Origin of the sequence: Peribacillus sp. NPDC076916, from assembly GCF_050269675.1 — a bacterium.
Taxonomy (GTDB): domain Bacteria; phylum Bacillota; class Bacilli; order Bacillales; family DSM-1321; genus Peribacillus; species Peribacillus aracenensis.
The window spans coordinates 909264-931311 of record NZ_JBNNIU010000001.1 but is presented as its reverse complement, the minus strand read 5'-3'; the positions used below and the strand labels follow the sequence as shown (position 1 = coordinate 931311).

Below are 22048 nucleotides of genomic sequence, written 5' to 3'. Positions count from 1 at the left end.
AAATTCATATCAGATTTCAGTCATTGGAGTGAAAACTTTGAATTCACATGAACTAGTTGAAAACAGAAAAATGAAGGTGCTTCTATTTGGCTTTATTGACATGAATTCAATGGATGGGTCTGCAGTTTTTTTATCTTCCTTAGCATCGACCATTGCGTTAGATTCCAACATCGAAGTTGACTTACTTTTAGCTAGCCCGGTCAAACGTGATATCTTAATTCAGCCTCTTGAGAAATTTGATAATATAACCATTCTCAATCCTTTTGTTGATCCTTTTTTTAGGGCCACCGATGATGAGTGGGTAAAAAAAGGTGTCATTGATTTTGATATAGCTGAAATGCTCATTTCACATTATTGGAGTCAAAAGGAATATGATTGGCTATTTGTAAGAAGCATTGAGACTGTTGAAAAAATAGCAAAGCATAAGCATATCATAAAGAATACATTAGTTTATGCTACAGGCTTGACTCACATAGGTCAGGATGTTAATGAAGAAAAATTTGAGAGCATCAAAAATATATATGATCAGTGTGCGTATTTCTTATGTCAAACAGAAGAGATGTGCGATTTTGTCATTGAGATTCTTAATTTGAATAAAGAAAAAAACAAAGTTTCCCTGCTTACGCCGATGATACCGAACGTTGAATCAGCAGAAGGGCAGACCCGGTTAAAAAACAAACTTGTATATACAGGGAAATTCGACCCGGATTGGAAGACCATTCCCATCATTATTGCTTTTAAAGAATTAAAACGCGAGATTCCGAATCTGTCACTTGATGTAGCGGGGGATAAATTCAAATGGGTTAAAGATGATTCTCAGTTTAAGGAAGAAGCGGCATACCTCCTTAAAAATACAGATGGGCTTACATGGTACGGGGCATTGACAAGGGAGAATGCCCAACAATTAATCGTGAACAGTGATATTGGGATAACCTGGAGAAGTGAGGAAATGGACAGCAGTCTGGAACTGTCTACAAAGCTATTGGAGTATGGGATCTTAAGGAAGGCTGTAATAATGAATCCAACTGAAATGCATATAAAGCTTTTTGGCGAAGATTACCCGTTATATGCCGTTACAGAGAAGGATTTCCGTGAAGCTGTCAAATTAGCGCTATGTAATAAGGATATATATGAGTTTGCGGCGCAACGAATGTATCAAGTTAGCAGGCAATTTTTATTTTCGGAAGCCATAAAAAAACTGCAAGGTCTATTATGGAGCAAACGTATTACAGATTATGTGAATGAAAGCACGGATATCTTTTATATTGATGAAGATGATTTTGATGAACTGAATAAGCTTGCACCATCAAAAAAAGTGGGGAAATTGCCTGCAGAGTTTAATGTTGACGAAGTTTTCATCTATATTGTCAAAAACATACCTGAAGAAATAAAACGAGTTGAAAAACTGTTTAAACTGTCTGGGTATGGTCAAATCACTTCAGTAGAAAAATCTGGATGTTATACATTTCTCCACATCCATAAAAGTTATGGAAACTTTGAACAAAATTTTCAAAATAACATGCCATATTTAAAAACCATAGGGTTTGAAACCTATGGCAATCCTAAATTAAAACCAAAAGATGTGGAAGTTTCAATGAAAGAACAGGCAATTGTCGATAATAAAAACAATGAAATTAAAGTGAAAAATAAAGAATTGGTTAAAGAAGTGAAGCAATTAAAAAAACTGAACACAGTTCAGCTTAAACAAATTACTAAGCTGGAAAAACAGAACCTAACACTTGGACGTAAATATGATTCACTTTCGAAGTCGAAAATGGGTAAAATGACATTCAAATATTGGGATTTAAGAAAAAGGCTTAACTTTTAATAATGCAATGGCAGACACTTCTTAACTATATATTAGTCAAAGGAAAGCTCCTGAATGCTGCAAGCATACAGGGGCCTTTGTCATTTATATCGAATAAAGGAGCAAGGGATCCTTGCAAACTTTTTATGTATGTTGTCGATTTCCTCAGTATGTATAAAGCTGCGTCATTTTACGATTTCATGAAAATTAAAACTAAAACACTACTCTTTCACCATTTACCTAAATAGACCGATTATCCTTTAGTAGTGTTATAATATTCTGAAAAAGGGGGGAGAGTTGATGGAGGAGAATGTGCTAAAAGCGATTCAAGATGATTATCCAGATGAATTTGCATGGTGTTATGGATGTGGTCGGTTAAATAAAGATGGTCATCATTTTCGAACGGGTTGGCAAGGCGAACAAACAAGGACAATTTATACACCACGTCCAGAGCATATCGCAATTCCAGGATTTGTTTATGGTGGCTTGATTGCATCGTTAATTGATTGTCATGGAACAGGTTCAGCTGCACTGGCAATGCATCGTAAAAATGGGCATGAAGTTGGAGATGGAGTGGAGCCTCCCAGGTTCGTGACAGCTTCACTGAAAGTGGAGTTCGTAAAGCCAACCCCAAATGATGTGCCATTAATGGCCGTTGGAAAAATTCATGAGATTCATCCTAAGAAATGGAGAATCGAAACAGAGGTATTTGCGATCGATAAACTTTGCGCCCGAGGCGAGGTTGTCGCTGTGGTGATGCCAAGTACGTTTACAAGCAAAGAGTGATCGAACTCTTGGAAAAGTTCATTAAATAAGCTAATTAATATGAACGCAATCAAAAGGGAATTAAGATTTTTGCAAAGGGCCGTCCAATTATTTGGACGGTTATTTAGTGTATATGAGTATCCATTTCAAGCATGTTATCGCTATAAAGCGACATGTAGCTGGAAATCACAAACGATATATCGAAGATATTAATATACTTACATTATAAGCAAAGGGAGGTCGCAGAATGAAAATAAACGTAGAGATAGATAAGGAGATCAAGGCGATAGAGGTGCTTATCCGCAATCATGAATGGAATGAGGAAGTGCAGGAACTGATGGAGCGCTTAAAGGAGAGGAAAAGACCGTATTTTGTTGGTAGAAAAGAAGGAATGCAGCATGTCTTCCGGGCAGAAGAAATTATCTGTTTGTTCACAGAGCAAGATTCCATAATGGTGCGGACGAAACAGGGTACTTTCGAAATGAAAGAAAGGTTATATGAACTGGAAAAGGACCTTCCTGGTAATCAATTCGTGCGTTTGTCCAAGTCAGTGATTGCCAATTTGGATGAGTTAAACAGATTCGAGGCATCTTTCAACGGTACCTTATGTGTGTATTTCCGATCAGGGGAAAAAGAATATGTTTCTCGCCACTATGTTCAAGGGATCAAGAAAGCATTTCAATGGAAAAGGAAGGGATTATGATGAAAACACTATTATTCCGTAGCTTTGCTGGGATTTGCCTTGGGGCACTCGTGATGGTGCTGACGTGTTTTGGAGTGATCGCTTTTGGGGAGGTCACAGCATTAGACAGTGAAATATTTGTAAAAAACGCGATAGGCTGCTTATGCTGTGGCTGGTTCTTCAGCACGGCAACAATCATCTTTGAAAATGAAAAATGGAGTTTATTATCTCAAACCATTCTGCACTTCCTGACTGTCAGCATCCTTTACTTCCTATTATCCTTCTTTGTTGGGTGGATTCCATTCAGCTTAAAAGGATTAGCTATAGGAATTGGGATTTTCATACCATTCTATATGATCGTTTGGATCATTTTCTATCTATATTTCCGCCATCAAGTGAAGATATTGAATGATGGACTTGATAAAAGAGAGAATTGAGCGTGGATTGATCAGTTAGAGAGGTTTAAAGCTGAACCGCAAGAAAATAAAGGAATTTTCGTATAACCCGCCGGCTTCATGATGCTTCATCAACTGCAGGATGTTCAATTGAAACAACAGTTAAATCTGTAAAACGAACTTACCATTTGACCGAACAAGAACACCAAAAAGGATAATGGGATCAGGTGCCATGAAGATATCGTACCAACTTAAACTGAAACCCTTATACCTGCTCGATCTATAGCAGGTCTTTTTATTTTCATCTTTCCTATGACATTTCTCCATTTATTTGACCCCCTTTGGATTTAAATAAAGAGACACCGCTCGTTGTTGTATCGGTGTCTCTTTGTATTTATCGGCTTTCTATCATTAACATTTCATCATAGATTAAGTTCTGTCTAAGCTCAGTCGCTGTTTTCATGGATATTTGCTCATCTTCAACCATTTGCTGAATGATATCACGTTCGATTTGCATTGCATTCAACTGAAAATGACTCACCATCTCTTCAAAGCGATTAGCTTCTTTTTCACTTAATGTTCCGAATGGATTCAAATAACGATTATATCTTTGAATGACAAGCATGACTTCATGACGGTTTTCAGGTGTAGTTTGTTGTTTGATCAATGAAATAGCTTCCTTTGAAGCTTCTTTTTGTGCTTTACGGAACTCACGTATCAGGTCAGCATTTTTAACGATGGAGTCCTCCAATTTAGCTTCCCATTTTTTATCCCATTTGACATTGATCTTTTTCTTGAAAAGAATGGCCTGCAAATTGATCCAAGCCCTTTTCAGCGAAGATTTTTGCATATAATTTAAGGTTCTTGAAATATACACTTTATAAAGTTCAAAGGCTGTTTCCGATATAGTCCCTTTTTCGACTAATCCAGAAACGACCTCCAATTCCTTATTGGCACCTAGCTCCACTAAATCGCGTATTGTCCGATTATCCGGTCTATTCGTTATTCCCCGCTCCAAATCTATCAGTTGTTCATTTAAATCTTCCATCACTTGATGGACTGCTTTCTGATTATCGATGGTTGCTTCTTTGCTCAGCTGTTCGATCGTTTTATTTAAAACAATTTCATAAGCCTCCTCAGGGGTTAGGCGCTCATCTTTGAATACAATCGGTGTCTTTACCAGTAATGGCAAGAGAACCATAGCTAATATGACGCTTAACAATATGACGCAAGCTGCGATAAACAAGACTGTATTACGCATCGGGAATAAAGTGTCATCCGGCATGAAATATGGTATGGATAAAGCTGTAGCCAATGTGATGGTACCATGAATGCCGCAAACGGATGTCAAAAATGCAAATCGGGATCTTGAGACATTATCATCATCGGTGTTTTCGCTATCTTCTGGATGAACCCTTGACATGATGAATTGCTCTAAGGGATTCACTCTGTTTTTCGTGAAAGTATCATGTAAAATGTATACCCAAATAAAACGGATCACCAATAATAAAAGAACAATCAGAACACTTATCCCAAAAAGATTACCCCTATTTTGGTCGGACTCAATTTCCTGATAAACACTCGGCAACATGAATCCTAATAAAGCAAATACAAGTCCATTCAAAACATAACCTAATACAGACCATGTATTAGTTGATACAATTTGCAATTTAGTTGTGGAACTCTGAAGGCGGTCCCGCTCGATGCCATGGATTACACCTGCAGCAACCACTGCCAAGATTCCGGATACATGGAATTCCTCAGCTACCATATATATGGCAAAAGGCGTAATCAGTTCAATAACAATGGACATGGAGATTTCCTCAAGTCCATGAACCCGTAAAAATAATCGTAATTTAACGATTAAATAGCCCAATAGGATACCTATAAAGATACCGCCTAAAGCTACAAATATAAAATTTAGCGAAGCATCTTTTATAGAAAATACCCCAGTTAGGGCAGCTGTCAAGGCAACTTTAAAAGCAACGATTCCAGCAGCATCATTGAAAAGTGATTCACCTTCAAGGATGGGCATCATATTTCCGGGCAATTTCAACCCTTTTGTAATCGATTGTACCGCTACGGCATCTGTAGGGGTAATCGTTGCTGCTAAAGCAAAAGCGACAGCCATCGGCATATCGGGTATTAACCAGTGGATGAAAAAACCTCCTGCAAAAACAGTCACGAACACTAACCCAAAGGCCAATAACAGAATAGGTTTACGCAATTCAAGCAATTCTTTACGGGACGTATTTTTTCCTTCTGTAAAGAGAAGCGGAGCAATGACACAGATCATGAATAATTCTGAGTGAAAATCCAACGATAATGGAAATGGCAATAATGAAAGTATTGCTCCCATGGATATCTGATATATCGGCAGTGGAATACGAGTCCATTTGGCATTTAATATTGTAGCGATTATTGTGGAAACTAATAATCCGAGCAATGTGATTAAGAATGACATAGAATCTCCCTTATCTTCTAATGTTTTAGTCTGTTTGCCCATGAATCTTCTATAAAATGATAAAAAAGCAGAGGTATTTTAAAGCGAATATCCATCCTTTAAAAAGTATCCCCTACTTTATGGCCTTGCATTTCTGTCAAAATCCATACTTAAACAGAGGCAGCATTTTTCACTGGCCTCGGTTTTTGATATACCCCTTTGTTATTAATTACAAACAGGATATCACAAAGTATTACGGTTTATTCAATATCAACTTATAACATAACTTTTCAATTTGCTAAATATAAGTTCATGCTGAGCTCATGATTTTCTGTATAAAATACCCTTAATGAAGAAACATAGAAAAATGGAGTTAGAGCGACCTGCAAAAAAATGGGGGTAACCAGCTTGATTCGTAATGTTGGCAAATTGCTAAGAAAAAAGAAAGAAAAAAAATCCCTGGTACAAAATGATTACCTGGATTCCAAACCTGCAGATTCACTTGATGCGAATTTCAGTCAAAATGTAGAAACACTTCGTTCTGTTTATGATAATTGCTCGGATGTTATGTTCCGCTCGTTCTTACTTTTCGGAAAGACGCGGGCGATGCTCATTTACATTGCGGGACTCTCAGACATCGAGGCGATAGAGCAATATGTGCTTTCCCCACTCATGCAGGGGTCATCAAAAGAACCACAACCATTAAATGAGTTTATTGAACATAAAATGCCCGTTCCTAAAGTGGTAAAAGTGAATTTGTTGGCGGATTGCATTGAATCGATTTCCTCTGGAAACCCGATCCTTCTATATGAAGGGGGAAGCGATGGATTTTCTTTAGGATTGTCCAAATGGGAAAAGCGGGCGATTGAAGAACCTGTGGCAGAGGGGGGAGTTAGGGGGTCAAGAGAGGGATTTATTGAATCTCTAGAGGTAAATACTTCCCAATTGCGACGTATTATCAAAAGTCCTGCCCTTAAAATACAATCGATGAAGATCGGAACGTATACCCGGACGAATGTTTCAATTGCTTTTATTGATGGACTTGCGGATAAAACACTGATTGAAGAGATTACAACTCGGTTGGAACGAATTAAAATAGACGGTATTTTAGAAAGCGAGTACATTGAGGAAATGATTGAGGACAATCCGTATTCACCTTTCCCTCAAATCATGTCGACAGAACGGCCGGATGTAGCCTGTGCCAGCTTACTGGAGGGACGGGCTGTCATTCTTGTAGAAGGAACCCCTTTTACATTAATTGCACCAATATCCTTCTTTTCTTTGATTCAATCACAAGAGGATTATGCTCAACGTTTTATGGCAGGCACTTTTATCCGTTGGTTACGATATTTTTTTATGGGATTATCTCTTTTGCTTCCTTCACTGTATGTTGCTATTTTAACGTTCCATCATGAGGCGGTCCCAACCGCACTCCTGCTAAGCGTAGCATCATCCCGGGAATCGGTCCCTTTTCCTGCAATAGTGGAGGCATTGGCTATGGAAATTACGTTTGAAGCACTAAGGGAGGCAGGGGTTCGCTTGCCAAAGCAGGTAGGTTCTGCCGTCAGCATTGTTGGAGCGCTAGTGATTGGTCAAGCTTCCGTACAAGCGGGCTTGGTTTCAGCGCCAATGGTCATTGTGGTTGCAATTACGGGAATCGCTTCTTTTATGATGCCTCGCTATATTGCCGGAATTGCTTTCCGGATGCTGCGTTTCCCAATGATGCTGCTTGCCGGTACCTTGGGACTGCTTGGCATCATGATGGGAATCATCGCCATAGTCATTCACTTATGCAGCTTACGGTCTTTTGGCGTTCCATACTTAGCGCCACTGGCACCGTTAAAAGGTAAAGAGCTGAAAGATGTGCTGTGGAGAGCCCCTTGGTGGATGATGGATTCACGCCCGCGTCTAACAGGGGATTCTAATGTTTACCGTCAAGCCCCGGAACAGAGTCCAAATCCAAAAAGGGGGAGTGAAACGGAGTGAATAATGGCTGGAGGCGAAAAAGGATATTGGAGAAAGGAAAGAGGCGTCGTTTCATGAAAAACGTCCTTCTTTTGCTTGTTATTTGTGGAACGACCCCTTTTCTAAGCGGTTGTTGGGATCGAATAGAAATCACTGACTTGGCGATTGTCACAGCAGCCACCATCGATAAGAAGGGTAATAATCAAATCGAACTATCCGTCCAAGTCTTCATTCCAAGTTCAATTAGCAGTGGAGGCGGTCAAGGAGGGAGCAGTCAAGGTGGGAGTGGGGTTACGACAATGGTGAGATCTGCAAAAGGCTCCAATATTTCAGATGCATTGTCTAAGCTTCAAAGTAAGCTTCCGCGAAAAATATTTTGGGGACATTGTAAGGTATTTGTATTCGGTGAAAAGTTAGCGAAGGAAGGAATTCAAAAGCAGATGGATTTTTTGCTGCGCCATCCTCAGCCAAGAGAGAAAGCAAATGTGTATGTCAGTAAAGGGATAGCAAAGCCTATCCTTGAATCTTTGCCGCCCCTGGAAAACTATTCAGGGGAAGTGCTTAGAGAACTATCTGATTTACATATTGGGATGCTGGTCACATTACAGGATTTAGATGAAATGTTAACGGGTAAGCCTCAATCGGCTGCACTTCCATACGTTAAAATATTGCCGCCGGGGAAAGGGCAAACAAAATTACAGGGGATTCCTTACATTGTCGGAACAGCCGTTTTTAAAAAAGATAAGATGACCGGGACGATGACGGAAAAAGAAACAAGAGGGCTATTGTGGTTAAGGGATGAAATGGAATCATACACCGTGACCTTTCAGCCCGAAGGTGTGAAAGGGGAGATTTCTTTGAATCCAGTGACGGCTCAAATCAAGAAGATTCCGCAATTTCGAAATAACAAATGGAAATTGTTAGTGAAGGTAACTACAGAAGGAGCTGTTATACAAAATGGAACGAATTTAAACCTTTCAAGTCCAAAAATGCTAAAAGCTGCAGAACGGGCATACCAAAAAGATATAGAAGACCGCATCGAGATGGCTTTTCTGCATACTCAGGATAAGAAAGCGGACATTTTAGGGGTGGGTAAAGATTTCTATAGGAAATACCCTAAACAGTTTAATAAGGTCGAAAACCACTGGGAGGATATATTCGCTGAGATGGAAGTGGAAATCGATGTTGCGGCCCATATTCGAAGACAGGGCTATATAAACAAACCGGCAGGCTTGTCTGAAAATGAGGTGAAGGACAAGTGAGATGGGGGGCTTTTTTGTGTACAACCGTGATCGTAGCTTTAATCATTTTGTTTGAATGGCCAAAAATGATAAAAAATCCCAAAAAAGATAAAGTGGCATTTCTTACACTGCTCCTCACTGGCTTGGTTCTGTCCATGTTCAATCTCCCGCAGATGTCAGGACCTACTCAATGGATGGAAACTCTTTTCAGGCCATTTGGAGAGTTTATGGAAAAGTGAATCTGTTGCGGGATTAAATTCATTCCATTAAAGAAAGGAGGGAGCAGATGGAGAAAGGAAAAATTTCATCTCTGCAGATGGCATTCATGATGTATCCGACGATTGTGGCAACGGCTATGCTCGGAGTTCCAAGCATCACTGCCAAATATGCCAAAACTGATCTATGGCTTTCCCCCATTTTTGCTGCGCTAATAGGGTATCTGACGGTGTATATTGCATATAAACTGCATAAAATTTTTCCAAAACAAACGGTTTTCCAATTCACTGAAAAGATCATTGGTCTGATTCCGGGGAAAATTCTCGGTTTCTTACTTTTGTTTTTTTATATCCAGAACACGGGGATAATCGTTAGAGACTACGCGGAATTTGTTGTCAGCTCTTTTCTGGTAAATACCCCCATAAGCGTGATCATGGCATCGATGGTGCTTTTGTGTGCTTTCATCGTACGCGGGGGAATAGAGGTGTTGGGGCGAGCTGCTGAGTTGTTTGTACCGGTTTTTATTTTCCCAATCTGTATCGTAATTCTCTTGCTGATTCCTGACTTCGATTTTATGAATATATTTCCGGTATTGGGTAATGGCTTAATGCCCCCAATCAAGGGTGCGATTGTACCGGGAGGATGGTTCAGCGAGTTTTTTCTGGTCATTTTTCTTCTTCCCTTTTTGGCGGATATGAAAAAAGGGATGAAATCCGGGATGATGACTGTATTTGCCGTGATGATGACATTAATCGTGGTGAATCTTTTGGTTCTATTTGTACTAGGGGGAACAACACCCTCAAAGAATTACCCCTTGATGAATACATCTCGATACATTAGTATCGCCGACTTTTTTGAACATGTGGAGTCCGCGGTCATGGCGGTTTGGATAGTAGGGGCGTTTTTAAAAATTTCCGTATTTTATTATGTATCTGCTTTAGGTACGGCGCAGTGGCTGAATCTTTCCGACTATCGGCCCGTTGTATGGCCGATGGGGATCTTGATTGTCATTTTCAGTTTTTGGTCGTTGCCTAGCTCAATAGATGTTAATCGTAATGATATCATGGCCTTCCCTTTACAAGGAATCTTGATGCAAACGATTATTCCTCTGATATTGTTGGCGATTGCGGTTTTAAGGAAAAGAAAACGTAAAGGAACCGAAACAAGCTGAATGGGCGTTTTTATGCTAAATATCCTATCGATAAGGTGCTATCTATGTTCATTCTCGCGCAACGGGGGCAGAACCAACTGATTGGATTGCATCTTTTTTTAGCCGTTTGATGAGTTTACAAAAAAATGAATCTATCCAGTGGGTTGTGTGATTTCAGATTTACGTACTACCACAGAAAGGAGGAAGACGATGGAGAAAGGAAGAATTTCAGCTTTACAGATGGCATTCATGATATATCCAACAATCGTGGCAACGGCTATTCTTGGTGTCCCAAGCATCACAGCCAAATATGCCAAAGCTGATTTATGGCTTTCCCCCATTTTGGCGTCTCTCATCGGGTATGCGACGGTGTATATTGCTTATAAACTGCACAAACTTTATCCGAAACAAACGGTTATCCAATTCAGTGAACAGATCATCGGTCGGATTCCGGGGAAAATTCTCGGTTTTTTATTCTTGTTTTTTTATATCCCGATCACAGGGCAAATCCTAAGGGAGTATGGAGAATTTATTGTCGACTCTTTTCTGGTCAAAACTCCGATTAGCGTGATCATGGCATCGATGCTACTCCTCTGTGCCTTTATCGTCCGTGGAGGGATAGAGGTGTTGGGGAGAGCTGCCCAATTGTTTGTTCCTGTTTTTATCCTTCCGATCCTCCTCTTAATCATCTTACTCGGCCCTGATTTTGAATTTAAGAATATATTCCCGATATTGGGGAATGGAATTATGCCTCCGATCAAAGGTTCAATTATACCGGGAGGATGGTTCAGCGAGTTTTTCCTGATCATTTTTCTCCTCCCTTTTTTAGCGGATATGAAAAAAGGAATGAAATATGGGATGATGACTGTGTTTGCTGTGATGATGACGTTAGTTGTGGTGAATCTTATCGTTCTTTTTGTACTCGGATCGACAACATCCACAAAGAATTATCCCCTGATGAATGTAACTCGGTATATCAGTTTAGCCGACTTTTTTGAACATTTGGAGTCCGCCATCATGGCCGTATGGATAGTAGGAGCGTTTGTCAAAATTTCTGTGTTTTATTATGCAGCTGCTTTGGGTACTGCGCAGTGGATGAATCTCTCCGACTATCGTTCTGTTGTATGGCCGATAGGGATTTTGATTGTAGAATTCGGCTTTTGGTCGTATCCTAGCTCTATGGCTGTCAGTCGATATGATATCGTCGCCTTCCCTTTTCATGGAGTTTTGATGCAAACAATTATTCCTCTGTTATTGTTGGGAATTGCTATGGTTAGAAAAAGAAATAGTCAAAGAAAGGGAAGCAAATCGAGCTGACCTTTCAGCCGATTTTTTGATTTTCGATTTAAGAGGCTTGAAAAAGTATGGGCATGAAAGTAGGCAAAAGGAGCTCTAATCTTAATGTTAAAACAAAGTTGATAGGAACGAAATGTACGAGACTCCTGCTTGGAAAAGCGCTTCAATGGGAGAACCCGCAGGCGCAATGGCGCCGCGGGCACTACGTTCCAATCAAAGGCCAATTTTAAAAACCTACAAAAAATTGTAGACAAACACAATTATTTTGGAGTTTGTCTACATCTGCAACCATTCCGTTTTCGAATGGTTTTTTTGTTGCGAGAAACTGGAGATCATTAGATGTATTTTGCAGCAAGTTAAAAATAAATAACAATTTTTTTCAAACCGTTTGGAAGTTTGTCCCGTTATCTATAGTACAAAGGCTTTTTAGAGGGGAGAGATAAAAGACTTGAAAAAGGTCATTTTTGTCGGTTGGATAGCATTGATGGCAGTCTTGTTAGGGTTTTCACCGGAAATGGGTACGAAACGGGGGCAAGCTGTCAACGATGTCGTAAAAGTATACGGTCCAGGTGGCCCTCTTGGACCTATCAAGGAAATAGCGCAACAATTCACCAAAGAAACAGGGATAAAAGTTGAAGTTACAGCGGGACCCGAAGAAAAATGGATTGATCAAGCCAAACAGGATGCGGATATCATTTATGGAGGGTCCGAGTATATGCTGACTGAATTCATGCATGATCATCCGGAGGTCCTTGATGAAAAAAAGCGGACAGAATTGTATGCACGGTCAGCTGGCATTCTTGTTAGAAAAGGAAACCCAAAGAATATACAGTCATTGGAGGATTTAACGAAGAAGGGCGTAAAGATTGTAGATGTTAATGGAGCAGGGCAACTGGGGCTATGGGAAGATTTGGCCGGAAGAAAGGGATTGATCCCTGGAATTAGCAGGAATATTGACATTTCAGTGAAGTCCAGTGCAGAAGCTATCGATCTATGGAAGGCAAATTCTAAATTGGACGCATGGATTACTTATGAATCCTGGCATTACCGTCTGGCGGATGTGACGGACCTGGTTCAACTTCCTGAAGAAGACAAGCTCTATAGAGGGACCCCGGTAAGCATAACAAGTAAGAGTGAAAACAAGAAAAAAGCAAAACGATTCATTGATTATCTTAAAACGGAAGAATCCCATCAAGTATTTCAAAAATGGGGATGGAAGTAAATTTTATGAGGAGTGAGAGTATATGAAAAAGTGGATGGTATTTTCAGTTTTTATGATGGTCCTAGTTTTGGCGGCATGTGGAAATGAAGCTGATGATTCACCCAAAAATGATCAAGTGGTTAGTGGGACTGCCGATGAAAAAGCGGTAACCCTAAAATTGTTGGAAAGTGAAACAACAGACGAATACCTGGCTGATTCCAAGGGAATGACACTTTACTTTTTCAAGAATGATAAATCAGGAAAAAGCAATTGCATGGGTGATTGTCTCAAAAAATGGCCGCCATTCATGGATAAGGATTTTGCTGTCCCTAGAGGATTTGAGGAAAAAGACTTTGGAACCATTAAAAGGGAAGATACGGGGGAAGAGCAGGTAACCTACAAAGGATTTCCACTCTACTATTTTGTGAATGATAAGGCAGCGGGAGATGTCAATGGCGAAGGTGTGAAAAATGTTTGGTATATTGTAAATAACAAGACGATTTTTCCAAAATAAGAAAAAAGGGACGATCATTGATGGTCGTTCCTGTTATACGTTTTTTTCAAAAATTTACTTGTGAGGAGTTGCAGGTGCGATTGAAAGAAAAACTTGATAAGGATTTGATGGCATTAGTAATGAAAAAGCATCGTCCTGCTCTGGAAGAACTTTATGACCGGCATATTAAATTAATCTATGGTTTTATTTTTAAGTTCACAAATGGAAATGCGGATAAAACGAAGGAGATTGTGCAGTTGGTCTTTTTAAAGCTCTGGACCACAAAAAGCAGTTACAATTCCGAAAAGGGGCACTTTGTAAGCTGGCTATTGACCGTTACACGAAATGTGTGTGTGGATTATGTCCGTAAAGACAGCGTTCATATCCGGAATAACAAACAAATGGACATGAGTCATCCAATAGACATAGAAGATCCTAATAATGATATAGAAAATGGGCTATTATACAGTGAAATTGCCAATGCAAAGAGTAAGTTAAGCAAGCCGCAAAAAAGGCTGATTGATTTACTGTATTGGAAAGGGTACTCGTTAACGGAAATTGCCAAAATTGAAAATGAACCGGTTGGTACCATCAAGAGCAGACTTCATCAGTCGCTTAAATTGTTGAAAAAGTATTTGGAAGTAGGTGGTTTGTAAATGGATACAGAGTGCACTAACCTGCTTTCATTTTTATCGGGTGAACTGGGAGAAAAAGAGAAAAAAGCATTCACGGAACACTTAATGCAATGCTCTGAATGCACTAGGGAGTATGAACAAATGACGGAAGCCTGGAATTCATTGAAATGGGATTTCGAAGAAATAGAACCTTCTTCTTCCCTGAAATCAGAGGTTATGAATTTTGTCTTTGAGACTGATGATGAAGCTCCGGTGAGAAGGGAAAAGAATTGGAGTAGTTTTTTCTTTAAGCAGTTTACACCAGTCACTTCAGGTCTCGTACTGGCCGCACTGGTTTTGGCGTTTGTGCTGTTATATTCCAATATTCAACTGAAAAAAGAACTTGCGGCTGTCGATCTGCCAATGGAGGTTAAAACGTCGCTATCTTTGCAGCCAGCCGATATGACCGCTGTAAAAATGAATACGGACGGTGCTGCATACATTTTGCAGCAAGGTGAAGAAAGAAGGTTAATCGTTCAGATTCAGAATTTGCCTAGCCTTCAAGAATCAGAGGTGTATCAGGTGTGGTTACTGAAAGATGGAAAACGGACAAACGCAGGAACGTTCAAGCCTGATGAAGCCGGCACAGGATCGTTGACATACAAACTGTCCATTAATGATAAATTCAATCATATTGGCATCACAAGAGAACCAGATGCAAATAGTACAAAGCCGAGAGGCGAAAAAATAGTAGGATCTTCTTAAAAATAAGAGACTTGCCCTAAAAGGGGAAGTCTCTTATTTACTGTTCGTGCCTGATTTCAATAGCAAGTGATTTAAACAAGAAGAAGTCGCGATTTACAATGGAAGTTCATATGAATTGGAATATAAGTGTTTACCCTTCACCATCGATCAAAAGCAACGAATAACCAGCATTTTTCGGCTGGGGGCCAATGGACTTGTTTAAGGGTGGACAAACATCGTCATTTTCATGGTGCCTATTTATTCATTAAGTCCTCACAGTACTCCCGGATCAATGCTGAGGCTTTCGTTTGGCTGATGGAGAGGTCCTTCGCGACTTTCCTTGATGATTTATATGTTTGGTAAGATTTCCTGATCAATATCCGTTTCGTTTCATCAAGTGCTTTATCGAGAGTAGTGGGGAGATCGATCTGTGTGACCTGTTCAACGTTCTCGGTTATCATTTCTGGCAAGTCGGACATTAAAATAACGGAGTCACTTATTAAGACCAACCTTTCAATCAAGTTTTCGAGCTGGCGTACATTGCCGGGCCATGAATAATGAATTAATAGATTCAAGCATTCTTCCGAAATGACTTTATTTTCGTGATATCTTTCATTGAACTTGTTTAAAAAATTGTACGTAAGGGGAATGATATCTTCTTTACGTTCTCGCAATGGAGGCAGTTGAATATCAATCACATTCAAACGGTAAAATAAATCTTCCCGGAATCTTTTATCATTGACCATTTCTATTAAGTTCTGGTTTGTAGCTGCGACGATGCGGATATCGACTTTTTTCATTTCACTGCCGCCGACGGGAATGAATTGTTTGTCCTGGATTACTTGGAGAAGCTTTGCCTGCAGAGCGAGCGGAATTTCCCCAATTTCATCAAGAAAGACAGTGCCACCGTCTGCGGATTCAATCAATCCGCGTTTTCCAGTTTTGTTTGCACCGGTAAATGCACCTTTTGAATAGCCGAATAGTTCAGATTCGAGCAGTTCCTCCGGGATTGCTGCACAGTTGATTGTCAGAAAAGGTTTGCTTTTCCGTTTACTGATCCGGTGGATGAAATGGGCAAGCACTCCTTTTCCCGTTCCAGATTCCCCTTGGATTAAAATCGTGGAATCAGTCGGCGCGACCTTTTCACAAAAAGTGAGGATGCGGTTGATTTTACCGCTATTAGTAATGAATCTCCCCGTTTCATCTTCGTCATGAGTGATTTTTGACTCACCACTTGCTTCATTTGCTTTTAACATTTTATATGTTTGGGTTTCTGTGGAGGTAGTGACGACCAGTTCAATTTCCCCCGCATCATTTAAAATTGGAATCGCTGATGTCATCAATTCAGCCCCGATATACGTTTGTTGTTTTATGTAGCATGGTTTTTTCCTTTTAAATACCTCAGGCACGATGGAGGGTTTCCAGTACCCTTTTTCAAATAAGTCCACATTATATTTGCCAATGACATCAGTAGGTTTCAGACCATAATGGCGCTCACATGCCTTGTTGACGTAAAGAATCCGCTTTTCGCCGTCAAGGACGAAAATCTCATCTGAGGAATGATCAAGAATTTTTAATAAAGTTTGGAGCGTCATCTCGACACTGTCAGTAGAATCCGTACTTTTCATAGGGTAATCCTCTTTTCAAAAGGGAATGAGTGAATTTTGATTAGGGTTTCATCAATTTCGAGTTAATTATAACTCGGTATGACAGCGTTTTCAATTTGAATTCTAAATATTTTGTTTATTCAGAGTGTTTCCGGAGGTTGGCACGCATATTGCATTATATAAAATTATCAATTGGTGAAATTGACGAAGTGCCACGTTTGCATGTCAGATTATTGCATGAATCGACATCTGAGCATAGCAGAATTCTAGTAAGCGGATTTATCTTATTCAAGGAAGACATCTAGGGGGAATGAATTTGGAAGAAAAGTATGAAGTATCTGACATCACTATTATCGGGGGAGGACCGGTTGGTTTGTTCACCGCCTTTTATGCGGGGATGCGCCAAGCTTCAGTGAAAATCATTGAAAGTCTCCCTCAATTGGGAGGGCAGCTATCTGCTTTGTACCCTGAAAAATACATTTATGATATTGCAGGTTTCCCGAAAATCCAGGCCCAGGAGCTCATCAATCGATTACTGGAACAAATGGGTCAATTCAAAGCGGATATTTGTCTTAATCAATCTGTAGAGACCATTTTTCGTACTTCGGATGGGATGTTTGCCATTACGACATCCGAAGAAACACATTACACGAAAGCGATAATCATAACTGCTGGAAACGGGGCATTCCAGCCTCGGAAACTAAAAATGGAAGGTGAAGAAAGATTTGAAAATGCCAACCTTCATTATTTCGTCCAGAATATGAGCCAATTCGCTGATAAGAAAGTGGTTGTGTTCGGTGGCGGTGATTCGGCGGTCGACTGGTCGCTAATGCTTGAACCGATAGCCGAAAAAGTGACACTCATTCACCGCAGGGATAAATTTCGTGCCCATGAACATAGTGTAGAGCGATTGAAACAATCAAAGGTTGAGGTCTTGACTCCTTATCTCCCAGCCGAATTGATCGGAGATGAACATATAGAAAAAGTGATTGTGACGGATGCGAAGAGTGGAAAACCGCTTGAATTGGAAGTCGATGACGTTCTCGTCAATTATGGATTCGTATCATCAATAGGGCCAATTAAGGATTGGGGTCTTGAAATTCAAAACAATTCCATTGTTGTCAATTCTAAAATGGAAACGAATATCAAAGGCATATACGCAGCAGGAGATATTTGCACGTACGAAGGCAAGGTGAAGCTGATTGCTAGCGGGTTCGGTGAAGCGCCTACAGCAGTGAGTAATGCAAAAGTTCATATCGACCCGAGTGCGAAAGTTCAGCCGCTGCACAGCACGAGCACAATGGGAGGAAAAGAGAAAAGCACAGCGTCCGTTTAATTATGTAAATGGGGAGGGAAACCACATGGCTAAATACACAGTAGTTGACCAGGAGACATGTATCGCTTGCGGGGCATGTGGAGCGGCTGCACCGGAGATTTTCGATTATAACGATGAAGGAATCGCCTTTTCAATCCTGGATGCCAACACAGGAATAACCGAAGTATCCGAAGATCTGGAGGAAGACTTGGAAGATGCCTTTGATGGTTGTCCGACAGATTCGATTAAGTTGGCGACGGAACCTTTCGCCAATATACCGGTGTCAGCCGGCTGAATCGGAAGTTCGGATCAATCAAGAAATATCAATTTTTAATAGCAAGTATGGCAGGGATGCTAGTAATCATTTTTTAGGGGGAAATGAATGATGGCTTATAACAAGGTGGAAAATGTAACAAATCGTACATTTGAAAGAACATTGATATATGACAAATACACGGATCCGAAAGTTCTCGAAAAGGAAATCGATCTAGTATTCTCTAAATCTTGGCAGCTTGTGGGTCATGTCAGCCAATTGGAAAAAGTGGGATCATTCTTTACGACAGAGGTAGCCAATGAGCCGATCATAGTGAACCGCGGCCAGGATGAGGTGATCCGCGCTTTTTATAACGTATGTCCGCATCGTGCAACTAAGCTTGAAAAAAGTGAATCAGGCAAGAAGAAAATTTTACAGTGCAGTTATCATGGTTGGACATTCAAATTGGATGGGAAATTGAACAAAGCGCCGAATTTTAAAGGAGAAGATGAAGCCTGTGTACAAGATGCCTGTTTACGCTCCGTTCGCATGGAAATCTTGGAATCTTTAATTTTTGTAAACTTGGATGATAATGCGAAACCGCTTAGTGAATCTTACGGCGATTTCTTTGACCGTTTAAGTAAATACCCGTTTTTAAGTGAGTTAAAAAGAACAAGCCAAAAAACGAGGGTGATCAAGGCAAACTGGAAAGCGTTCATAGATAACTATTTAGAATGTGACCATTGCCATGTAGCACATCCAAGCTTTGTTGCAGCACTTGATATGGATGATTACCAAATCATTACTTGTGATAACTATTCACTGCAAGGTTCGATTGTTAAACCGGATAAAAATTACGGAACGGTTGATTTAAATAAGGCGGAAATGCAAGGAGGATCCTTTTTCTGGCTGTGGCCTAACTTGATGTTGACCATTTATCCAGGTCCTGGAAATATGGCGACCATTCAAATGGTTCCGATTGATCACGAAACGACTTTGGCTGTTTACACATATTATTTCCGCGATGAGAATTTGACTCAGGAAGAGAAAGATCTTGTTACGTTTGCCGAACAAGTCCGTCAAGAAGATGTGGAACTTGTTGAGCTGGAACAAATCGGTTTCCGCTCCCGTGCCTTTAACAAAGGTAGATATTCTTCTTCGGAAAAAGCAATTGTTCAATTTCATGAAATGCTATTGGAGGCCCTAAATGAGTAAATTAGCGAATCAATTTAAATCGATGAAACAATATTTGATGATCAATGGCGAAAAAGTCGAAACGGAAAGCTATGCCCCGCTATATTCCCCTTTTTCCGGGGAAGAAATCGCCCAAATTGCCATGGCGGATAAAGAGCTGACCGAAAAGGCGATTGCAGCCGCCTACAATGCGCGCGAAGTCATGGCAAAAATGCCAGCATATCAAAGGGCGGATATATTGGAGAAGGCTGTCGCGTTATTAATGGAGAATGCGGAAGAAGCGGCAGAAATCATTTCCCGTGAATCAGCCAAACCGATCATGTTCGCAAAAGCGGAAGTTGGAAGGACCATCGAAACGTATAAGTTCTCGGCTGAAGAGGCTAAAAGGATTCACGGTGAAACAATTCCTTTTGATGCAGCCATAGGCGGTGTTGGCCGAATTGGTTACACGTTAAGAGAACCGATCGGGGTCATTGGTGCCATCACTCCATTTAACTTCCCGATGAATTTAGTGGCGCATAAAGTCGGACCGGCAATAGCTGCAGGGAACACCATTGTTTTGAAGCCTGCTTCGCAAACTCCGCTGTCCGCACTTTTCATCGCAGAAATTTTTGAAAAAGCGGGTCTGCCGGCTGGCGTATTAAATGTAGTGACAGGACCGGGCGGCACTGTCGGAGAAGCGATTGTAGAAAACGATCGGGTAAGCATGATCACATTCACAGGCAGCCCAAGCGTGGGAATCGGAATCCGCAACAAAGCGGGTCTGAAAAAGACCACACTTGAACTTGGCTCGAACTCGGCCTTAATCATTGATAAAGATATAGATATCGATAAAATTATCGAACGCTGCATCATGGGTGCCTTCTCCAATCAGGGGCAAGTCTGTATTTCATTGCAACGTGTATATGCACATGAGGAAGTGTATGAAGAGTTTGTCGAAAAATTCACTGCAGCGGCCAAAAAACTTAGAATTGGCGATCCATTGGATCCGGATACGTATATTTCCGCCTTAATCTCCAAAGGGGAAGCAGCCCGTGTATTGGGCTGGATTGAGGAAACTAAAGGCAGTAGGGCAACGATCGCTGCAGGGGGGGAATTGCGAGGTGACATTCTTGAACCGACAATCATTACAGATGCGGATCATACGCTAAAAGTCTCATGCCAGGAAGCATTTGCTCCGGTTGTCATTGTAAATAAAGTGGGTTCAGTGAAGGAAGCGATTGATCAAGTGAATGATTCCCGCTTTGGCTTGCAGGCCGGGATATACACAAACAATGTGAAAAACGCATTGTACGCATCACGGGAATTGCATGTAGGCGGTGTGATCATCAATGATGTGCCGACCTATCGTGTCGATCAAATGCCATACGGCGGAGTCAAAGAAAGCGGGACTGGCCGTGAAGGCATTAAATATGCTGTGGAAGAAATGACCGAAATGAAATTGGTCGTTTGGAACCAAGACTGAAAATCGAGGAGATCATTTATGAAACAATTCAAAATTGCGGTCATCCCAGGAGATGGCATTGGCCCTGAAGTGATTAATGAAGGCATAAAAGTATTAAAAAAAGTGGCTGAACTGGATTCAGGTTTTCAATTGGATTTCACATACTTCCCATGGGGCTGCGAATTTTATGCCGAAAATGGTAGAATGATGGATGATGATGGGATAGAAAAGCTGAAATCGTTTGACGCGATTTATTTGGGAGCGGTCGGGTTTCCGGGCGTTCCAGACCATATTTCCCTATGGGAGCTATTATTGAAAATCCGTAAAAGTTTTGATCAGTATGTCAATATCCGGCCCGTGACACTTTTAAAAGGGGCTCACTTGCCTCTCCTTGATGTGAAACGTGAAGATATTGATATGCTGTTCATCCGCGAAAACAGTGAAGGTGAATATTCAGGCGCAGGAGATTGGCTGTTTAAAGGGCAGGAACATGAAGTTGTACTGCAAAACAGTGTGTTTTCCCGTAAAGGGACGGAAAGGATCATCCGATATGCTTTTGAAACCGCGAAAAAAGAAGGCAGATCGCTTACGAGCATTTCTAAAGCCAACGCCTTGAATTATTCAATGGTTTTCTGGGATCAAGTATTCGAAGAGGTCAGCAGGGAATATCCCGAAGTCGAAACGGCTTCATATCTTGTCGACGCAGCGGCAATGCTGATGATCAAAGACCCGAAGCGCTTTGAGGTCGTTGTCACTTCGAACCTGTTCGGTGATATTTTAACAGACTTAGGAGCAGCGCTTGCTGGAGGAATCGGACTTGCTGCCGGTGCCAACATTAATCCTGAAAGGGAATTTCCATCGATGTTCGAACCAATTCACGGCTCAGCTCCTGACATTGCCGGCAGGGGTATCGGAAATCCGCTTGCTTCCATTTGGTCAGCAAGCCAAATGCTCGACTTTTTCGGCTATGAATCACATGGTAAGATTGTGCTTGAAGCGATTGAGCAACTGTTGCTGGAAGCCCAGGTGCTAACGCCCGATATGAATGGCACGGCATCCACTTCCGAAGTGGGGGACCGGGTAGCGGAAATCATCGAGTCAATCATTTTATCCAGAGTCTGACGGTGAAATGATCGTTCAATTTGATTGTCTGGTCATTAATATAAATGTTGTAATGAAGTTGACTACATCTTTTTTGTCATTAGCCCCTGAATGGGTACCGA

Annotated in this window: 21 protein-coding genes; 18 read left to right on the top strand and 3 right to left on the bottom strand. The window is 40.8% G+C overall.

Translation table 11 applies throughout. The features are described 5' to 3' along the window. The first annotated feature begins 37 nt into the window (after positions 1-37). The 4 genes from ACQKFG_RS04590 (at position 38) to ACQKFG_RS04575 (ending at position 3691) form a co-directional block, all read left to right on the top strand. The gene (locus tag ACQKFG_RS04590) at positions 38-1828 is read left to right on the top strand and encodes a hypothetical protein (RefSeq protein WP_427556622.1); all 1791 of its coding nucleotides are present in this window, start codon (positions 38-40) and stop codon (positions 1826-1828) included. A 279-nt stretch (positions 1829-2107) separates the two neighbouring features. Further along, positions 2108-2593, top strand: coding sequence for a PaaI family thioesterase (locus ACQKFG_RS04585; protein ID WP_192207930.1), 486 nt, complete (start codon positions 2108-2110; stop codon positions 2591-2593). Positions 2594-2819: 226 nt separating this feature from the next. Next, the gene (locus tag ACQKFG_RS04580; RefSeq protein ID WP_192207931.1) at positions 2820-3275 is read left to right on the top strand and encodes a LytTR family DNA-binding domain-containing protein; all 456 of its coding nucleotides are present in this window, start codon (positions 2820-2822) and stop codon (positions 3273-3275) included. Next, on the top strand, positions 3275-3691 hold the full coding sequence (locus ACQKFG_RS04575) for a DUF3021 domain-containing protein (protein WP_427556618.1): 417 nt from the start codon (positions 3275-3277) through the stop codon (positions 3689-3691). Before ACQKFG_RS04580 ends, ACQKFG_RS04575 begins: the two co-directional genes overlap by 1 nt. Before the next feature lie 120 nt (positions 3692-3811). Here the strand turns inward: ACQKFG_RS04575 and ACQKFG_RS04570 are convergent, their stop codons facing one another. Together ACQKFG_RS04570 and ACQKFG_RS04565 are read right to left on the bottom strand one after the other, a co-directional pair. Beyond that, positions 3812-3976, bottom strand: coding sequence for a hypothetical protein (locus ACQKFG_RS04570; protein WP_427556615.1), 165 nt, complete (start codon positions 3974-3976; stop codon positions 3812-3814). 67 nt (positions 3977-4043) lie between these two features. Next, positions 4044-6113, bottom strand: coding sequence for a Na+/H+ antiporter (locus ACQKFG_RS04565; protein WP_427556612.1), 2070 nt, complete (start codon positions 6111-6113; stop codon positions 4044-4046). Positions 6114-6485: 372 nt separating this feature from the next. Here ACQKFG_RS04565 and ACQKFG_RS04560 point away from each other — a divergent pair, with 372 nt between their 5' ends. The 9 genes from ACQKFG_RS04560 (at position 6486) to ACQKFG_RS04520 (ending at position 15033) form a co-directional block, all read left to right on the top strand. After that, the gene (locus ACQKFG_RS04560; RefSeq protein WP_427556609.1) at positions 6486-8078 is read left to right on the top strand and encodes a spore germination protein; all 1593 of its coding nucleotides are present in this window, start codon (positions 6486-6488) and stop codon (positions 8076-8078) included. Next, complete coding sequence (locus tag ACQKFG_RS04555) at positions 8075-9319, top strand: Ger(x)C family spore germination protein (protein WP_427556606.1); 1245 nt, start codon at positions 8075-8077, stop codon at positions 9317-9319. Before ACQKFG_RS04560 ends, ACQKFG_RS04555 begins: the two co-directional genes overlap by 4 nt. Before the next feature lie 14 nt (positions 9320-9333). Beyond that, positions 9334-9537, top strand: a complete 204-nt coding sequence (locus ACQKFG_RS04550; RefSeq protein ID WP_427556603.1) for a hypothetical protein — start codon at positions 9334-9336, stop codon at positions 9535-9537. A gap of 47 nt (positions 9538-9584) precedes the next feature. Next, positions 9585-10685, top strand: coding sequence for a GerAB/ArcD/ProY family transporter (locus ACQKFG_RS04545; RefSeq protein WP_427556600.1), 1101 nt, complete (start codon positions 9585-9587; stop codon positions 10683-10685). Positions 10686-10874: 189 nt separating this feature from the next. Continuing rightward, complete coding sequence (locus ACQKFG_RS04540) at positions 10875-11981, top strand: GerAB/ArcD/ProY family transporter (RefSeq protein WP_427556597.1); 1107 nt, start codon at positions 10875-10877, stop codon at positions 11979-11981. A gap of 463 nt (positions 11982-12444) precedes the next feature. Further along, positions 12445-13182, top strand: a complete 738-nt coding sequence (locus tag ACQKFG_RS04535; RefSeq protein ID WP_427556771.1) for an extracellular solute-binding protein — start codon at positions 12445-12447, stop codon at positions 13180-13182. 22 nt (positions 13183-13204) lie between these two features. Next, on the top strand, positions 13205-13675 hold the full coding sequence (locus ACQKFG_RS04530; protein ID WP_427556594.1) for a hypothetical protein: 471 nt from the start codon (positions 13205-13207) through the stop codon (positions 13673-13675). 80 nt (positions 13676-13755) lie between these two features. After that, positions 13756-14310: an RNA polymerase sigma factor gene (locus ACQKFG_RS04525; protein WP_427556591.1), complete on the top strand. Its 555-nt coding sequence runs from the start codon at positions 13756-13758 to the stop codon at positions 14308-14310. After that, positions 14311-15033: an anti-sigma factor gene (locus ACQKFG_RS04520; protein WP_192207940.1), complete on the top strand. Its 723-nt coding sequence runs from the start codon at positions 14311-14313 to the stop codon at positions 15031-15033. A gap of 233 nt (positions 15034-15266) precedes the next feature. Here ACQKFG_RS04520 and ACQKFG_RS04515 read toward each other — a convergent pair whose 3' ends face one another. Continuing rightward, positions 15267-16640, bottom strand: a complete 1374-nt coding sequence (locus ACQKFG_RS04515; protein WP_192207941.1) for a sigma-54 interaction domain-containing protein — start codon at positions 16638-16640, stop codon at positions 15267-15269. Positions 16641-16935: 295 nt separating this feature from the next. On the opposite strand from ACQKFG_RS04515, the gene ACQKFG_RS04510 reads away from it, so the two are divergent. From ACQKFG_RS04510 to ACQKFG_RS04490, 5 genes are all read left to right on the top strand, one after another. Continuing rightward, the gene (locus tag ACQKFG_RS04510; protein ID WP_427556587.1) at positions 16936-17955 is read left to right on the top strand and encodes an NAD(P)/FAD-dependent oxidoreductase; all 1020 of its coding nucleotides are present in this window, start codon (positions 16936-16938) and stop codon (positions 17953-17955) included. A gap of 25 nt (positions 17956-17980) precedes the next feature. Then, entirely contained in the window at positions 17981-18229 is a 249-nt protein-coding gene (locus ACQKFG_RS04505; protein ID WP_192207943.1) for a ferredoxin, read from the top strand. Between the two features lie 90 nt (positions 18230-18319). Then, positions 18320-19402: an aromatic ring-hydroxylating oxygenase subunit alpha gene (locus ACQKFG_RS04500; protein WP_427556584.1), complete on the top strand. Its 1083-nt coding sequence runs from the start codon at positions 18320-18322 to the stop codon at positions 19400-19402. Then, positions 19395-20846: an aldehyde dehydrogenase family protein gene (locus ACQKFG_RS04495; protein ID WP_427556581.1), complete on the top strand. Its 1452-nt coding sequence runs from the start codon at positions 19395-19397 to the stop codon at positions 20844-20846. Before ACQKFG_RS04500 ends, ACQKFG_RS04495 begins: the two co-directional genes overlap by 8 nt. A gap of 18 nt (positions 20847-20864) precedes the next feature. Next, positions 20865-21947 carry a tartrate dehydrogenase gene (locus ACQKFG_RS04490; protein WP_427556578.1) on the top strand — a complete coding sequence of 361 codons (1083 nt, stop codon included), beginning with the start codon at positions 20865-20867 and terminating at the stop codon, positions 21945-21947. Positions 21948-22048 lie beyond the last annotated feature (101 nt).

What these genes read in the sequence shown, in the direction of transcription:
- ACQKFG_RS04570 (WP_427556615.1), bottom strand. Translation starts at nt 3,976, where the DNA reads ATGGAGAAATGTCATAGGAAAGATGAAAATAAAAAGACCTGCTATAGA.
- ACQKFG_RS04540 (WP_427556597.1), top strand. Translation starts at nt 10,875, where the DNA reads ATGGAGAAAGGAAGAATTTCAGCTTTACAGATGGCATTCATGATATAT.
- ACQKFG_RS04535 (WP_427556771.1), top strand. Translation starts at nt 12,445, where the DNA reads ATGGCAGTCTTGTTAGGGTTTTCACCGGAAATGGGTACGAAACGGGGG.
- ACQKFG_RS04565 (WP_427556612.1), bottom strand. Translation starts at nt 6,113, where the DNA reads ATGTCATTCTTAATCACATTGCTCGGATTATTAGTTTCCACAATAATC.
- ACQKFG_RS04500 (WP_427556584.1), top strand. Translation starts at nt 18,320, where the DNA reads ATGGCTTATAACAAGGTGGAAAATGTAACAAATCGTACATTTGAAAGA.
- ACQKFG_RS04515 (WP_192207941.1), bottom strand. Translation starts at nt 16,640, where the DNA reads ATGAAAAGTACGGATTCTACTGACAGTGTCGAGATGACGCTCCAAACT.
- ACQKFG_RS04560 (WP_427556609.1), top strand. Translation starts at nt 6,486, where the DNA reads ATGGGGGTAACCAGCTTGATTCGTAATGTTGGCAAATTGCTAAGAAAA.
- ACQKFG_RS04575 (WP_427556618.1), top strand. Translation starts at nt 3,275, where the DNA reads ATGAAAACACTATTATTCCGTAGCTTTGCTGGGATTTGCCTTGGGGCA.
- ACQKFG_RS04580 (WP_192207931.1), top strand. Translation starts at nt 2,820, where the DNA reads ATGAAAATAAACGTAGAGATAGATAAGGAGATCAAGGCGATAGAGGTG.
- ACQKFG_RS04490 (WP_427556578.1), top strand. Translation starts at nt 20,865, where the DNA reads ATGAAACAATTCAAAATTGCGGTCATCCCAGGAGATGGCATTGGCCCT.
- ACQKFG_RS04545 (WP_427556600.1), top strand. Translation starts at nt 9,585, where the DNA reads ATGGAGAAAGGAAAAATTTCATCTCTGCAGATGGCATTCATGATGTAT.
- ACQKFG_RS04585 (WP_192207930.1), top strand. Translation starts at nt 2,108, where the DNA reads ATGGAGGAGAATGTGCTAAAAGCGATTCAAGATGATTATCCAGATGAA.
- ACQKFG_RS04495 (WP_427556581.1), top strand. Translation starts at nt 19,395, where the DNA reads ATGAGTAAATTAGCGAATCAATTTAAATCGATGAAACAATATTTGATG.
- ACQKFG_RS04520 (WP_192207940.1), top strand. Translation starts at nt 14,311, where the DNA reads ATGGATACAGAGTGCACTAACCTGCTTTCATTTTTATCGGGTGAACTG.
- ACQKFG_RS04505 (WP_192207943.1), top strand. Translation starts at nt 17,981, where the DNA reads ATGGCTAAATACACAGTAGTTGACCAGGAGACATGTATCGCTTGCGGG.
- ACQKFG_RS04530 (WP_427556594.1), top strand. Translation starts at nt 13,205, where the DNA reads ATGAAAAAGTGGATGGTATTTTCAGTTTTTATGATGGTCCTAGTTTTG.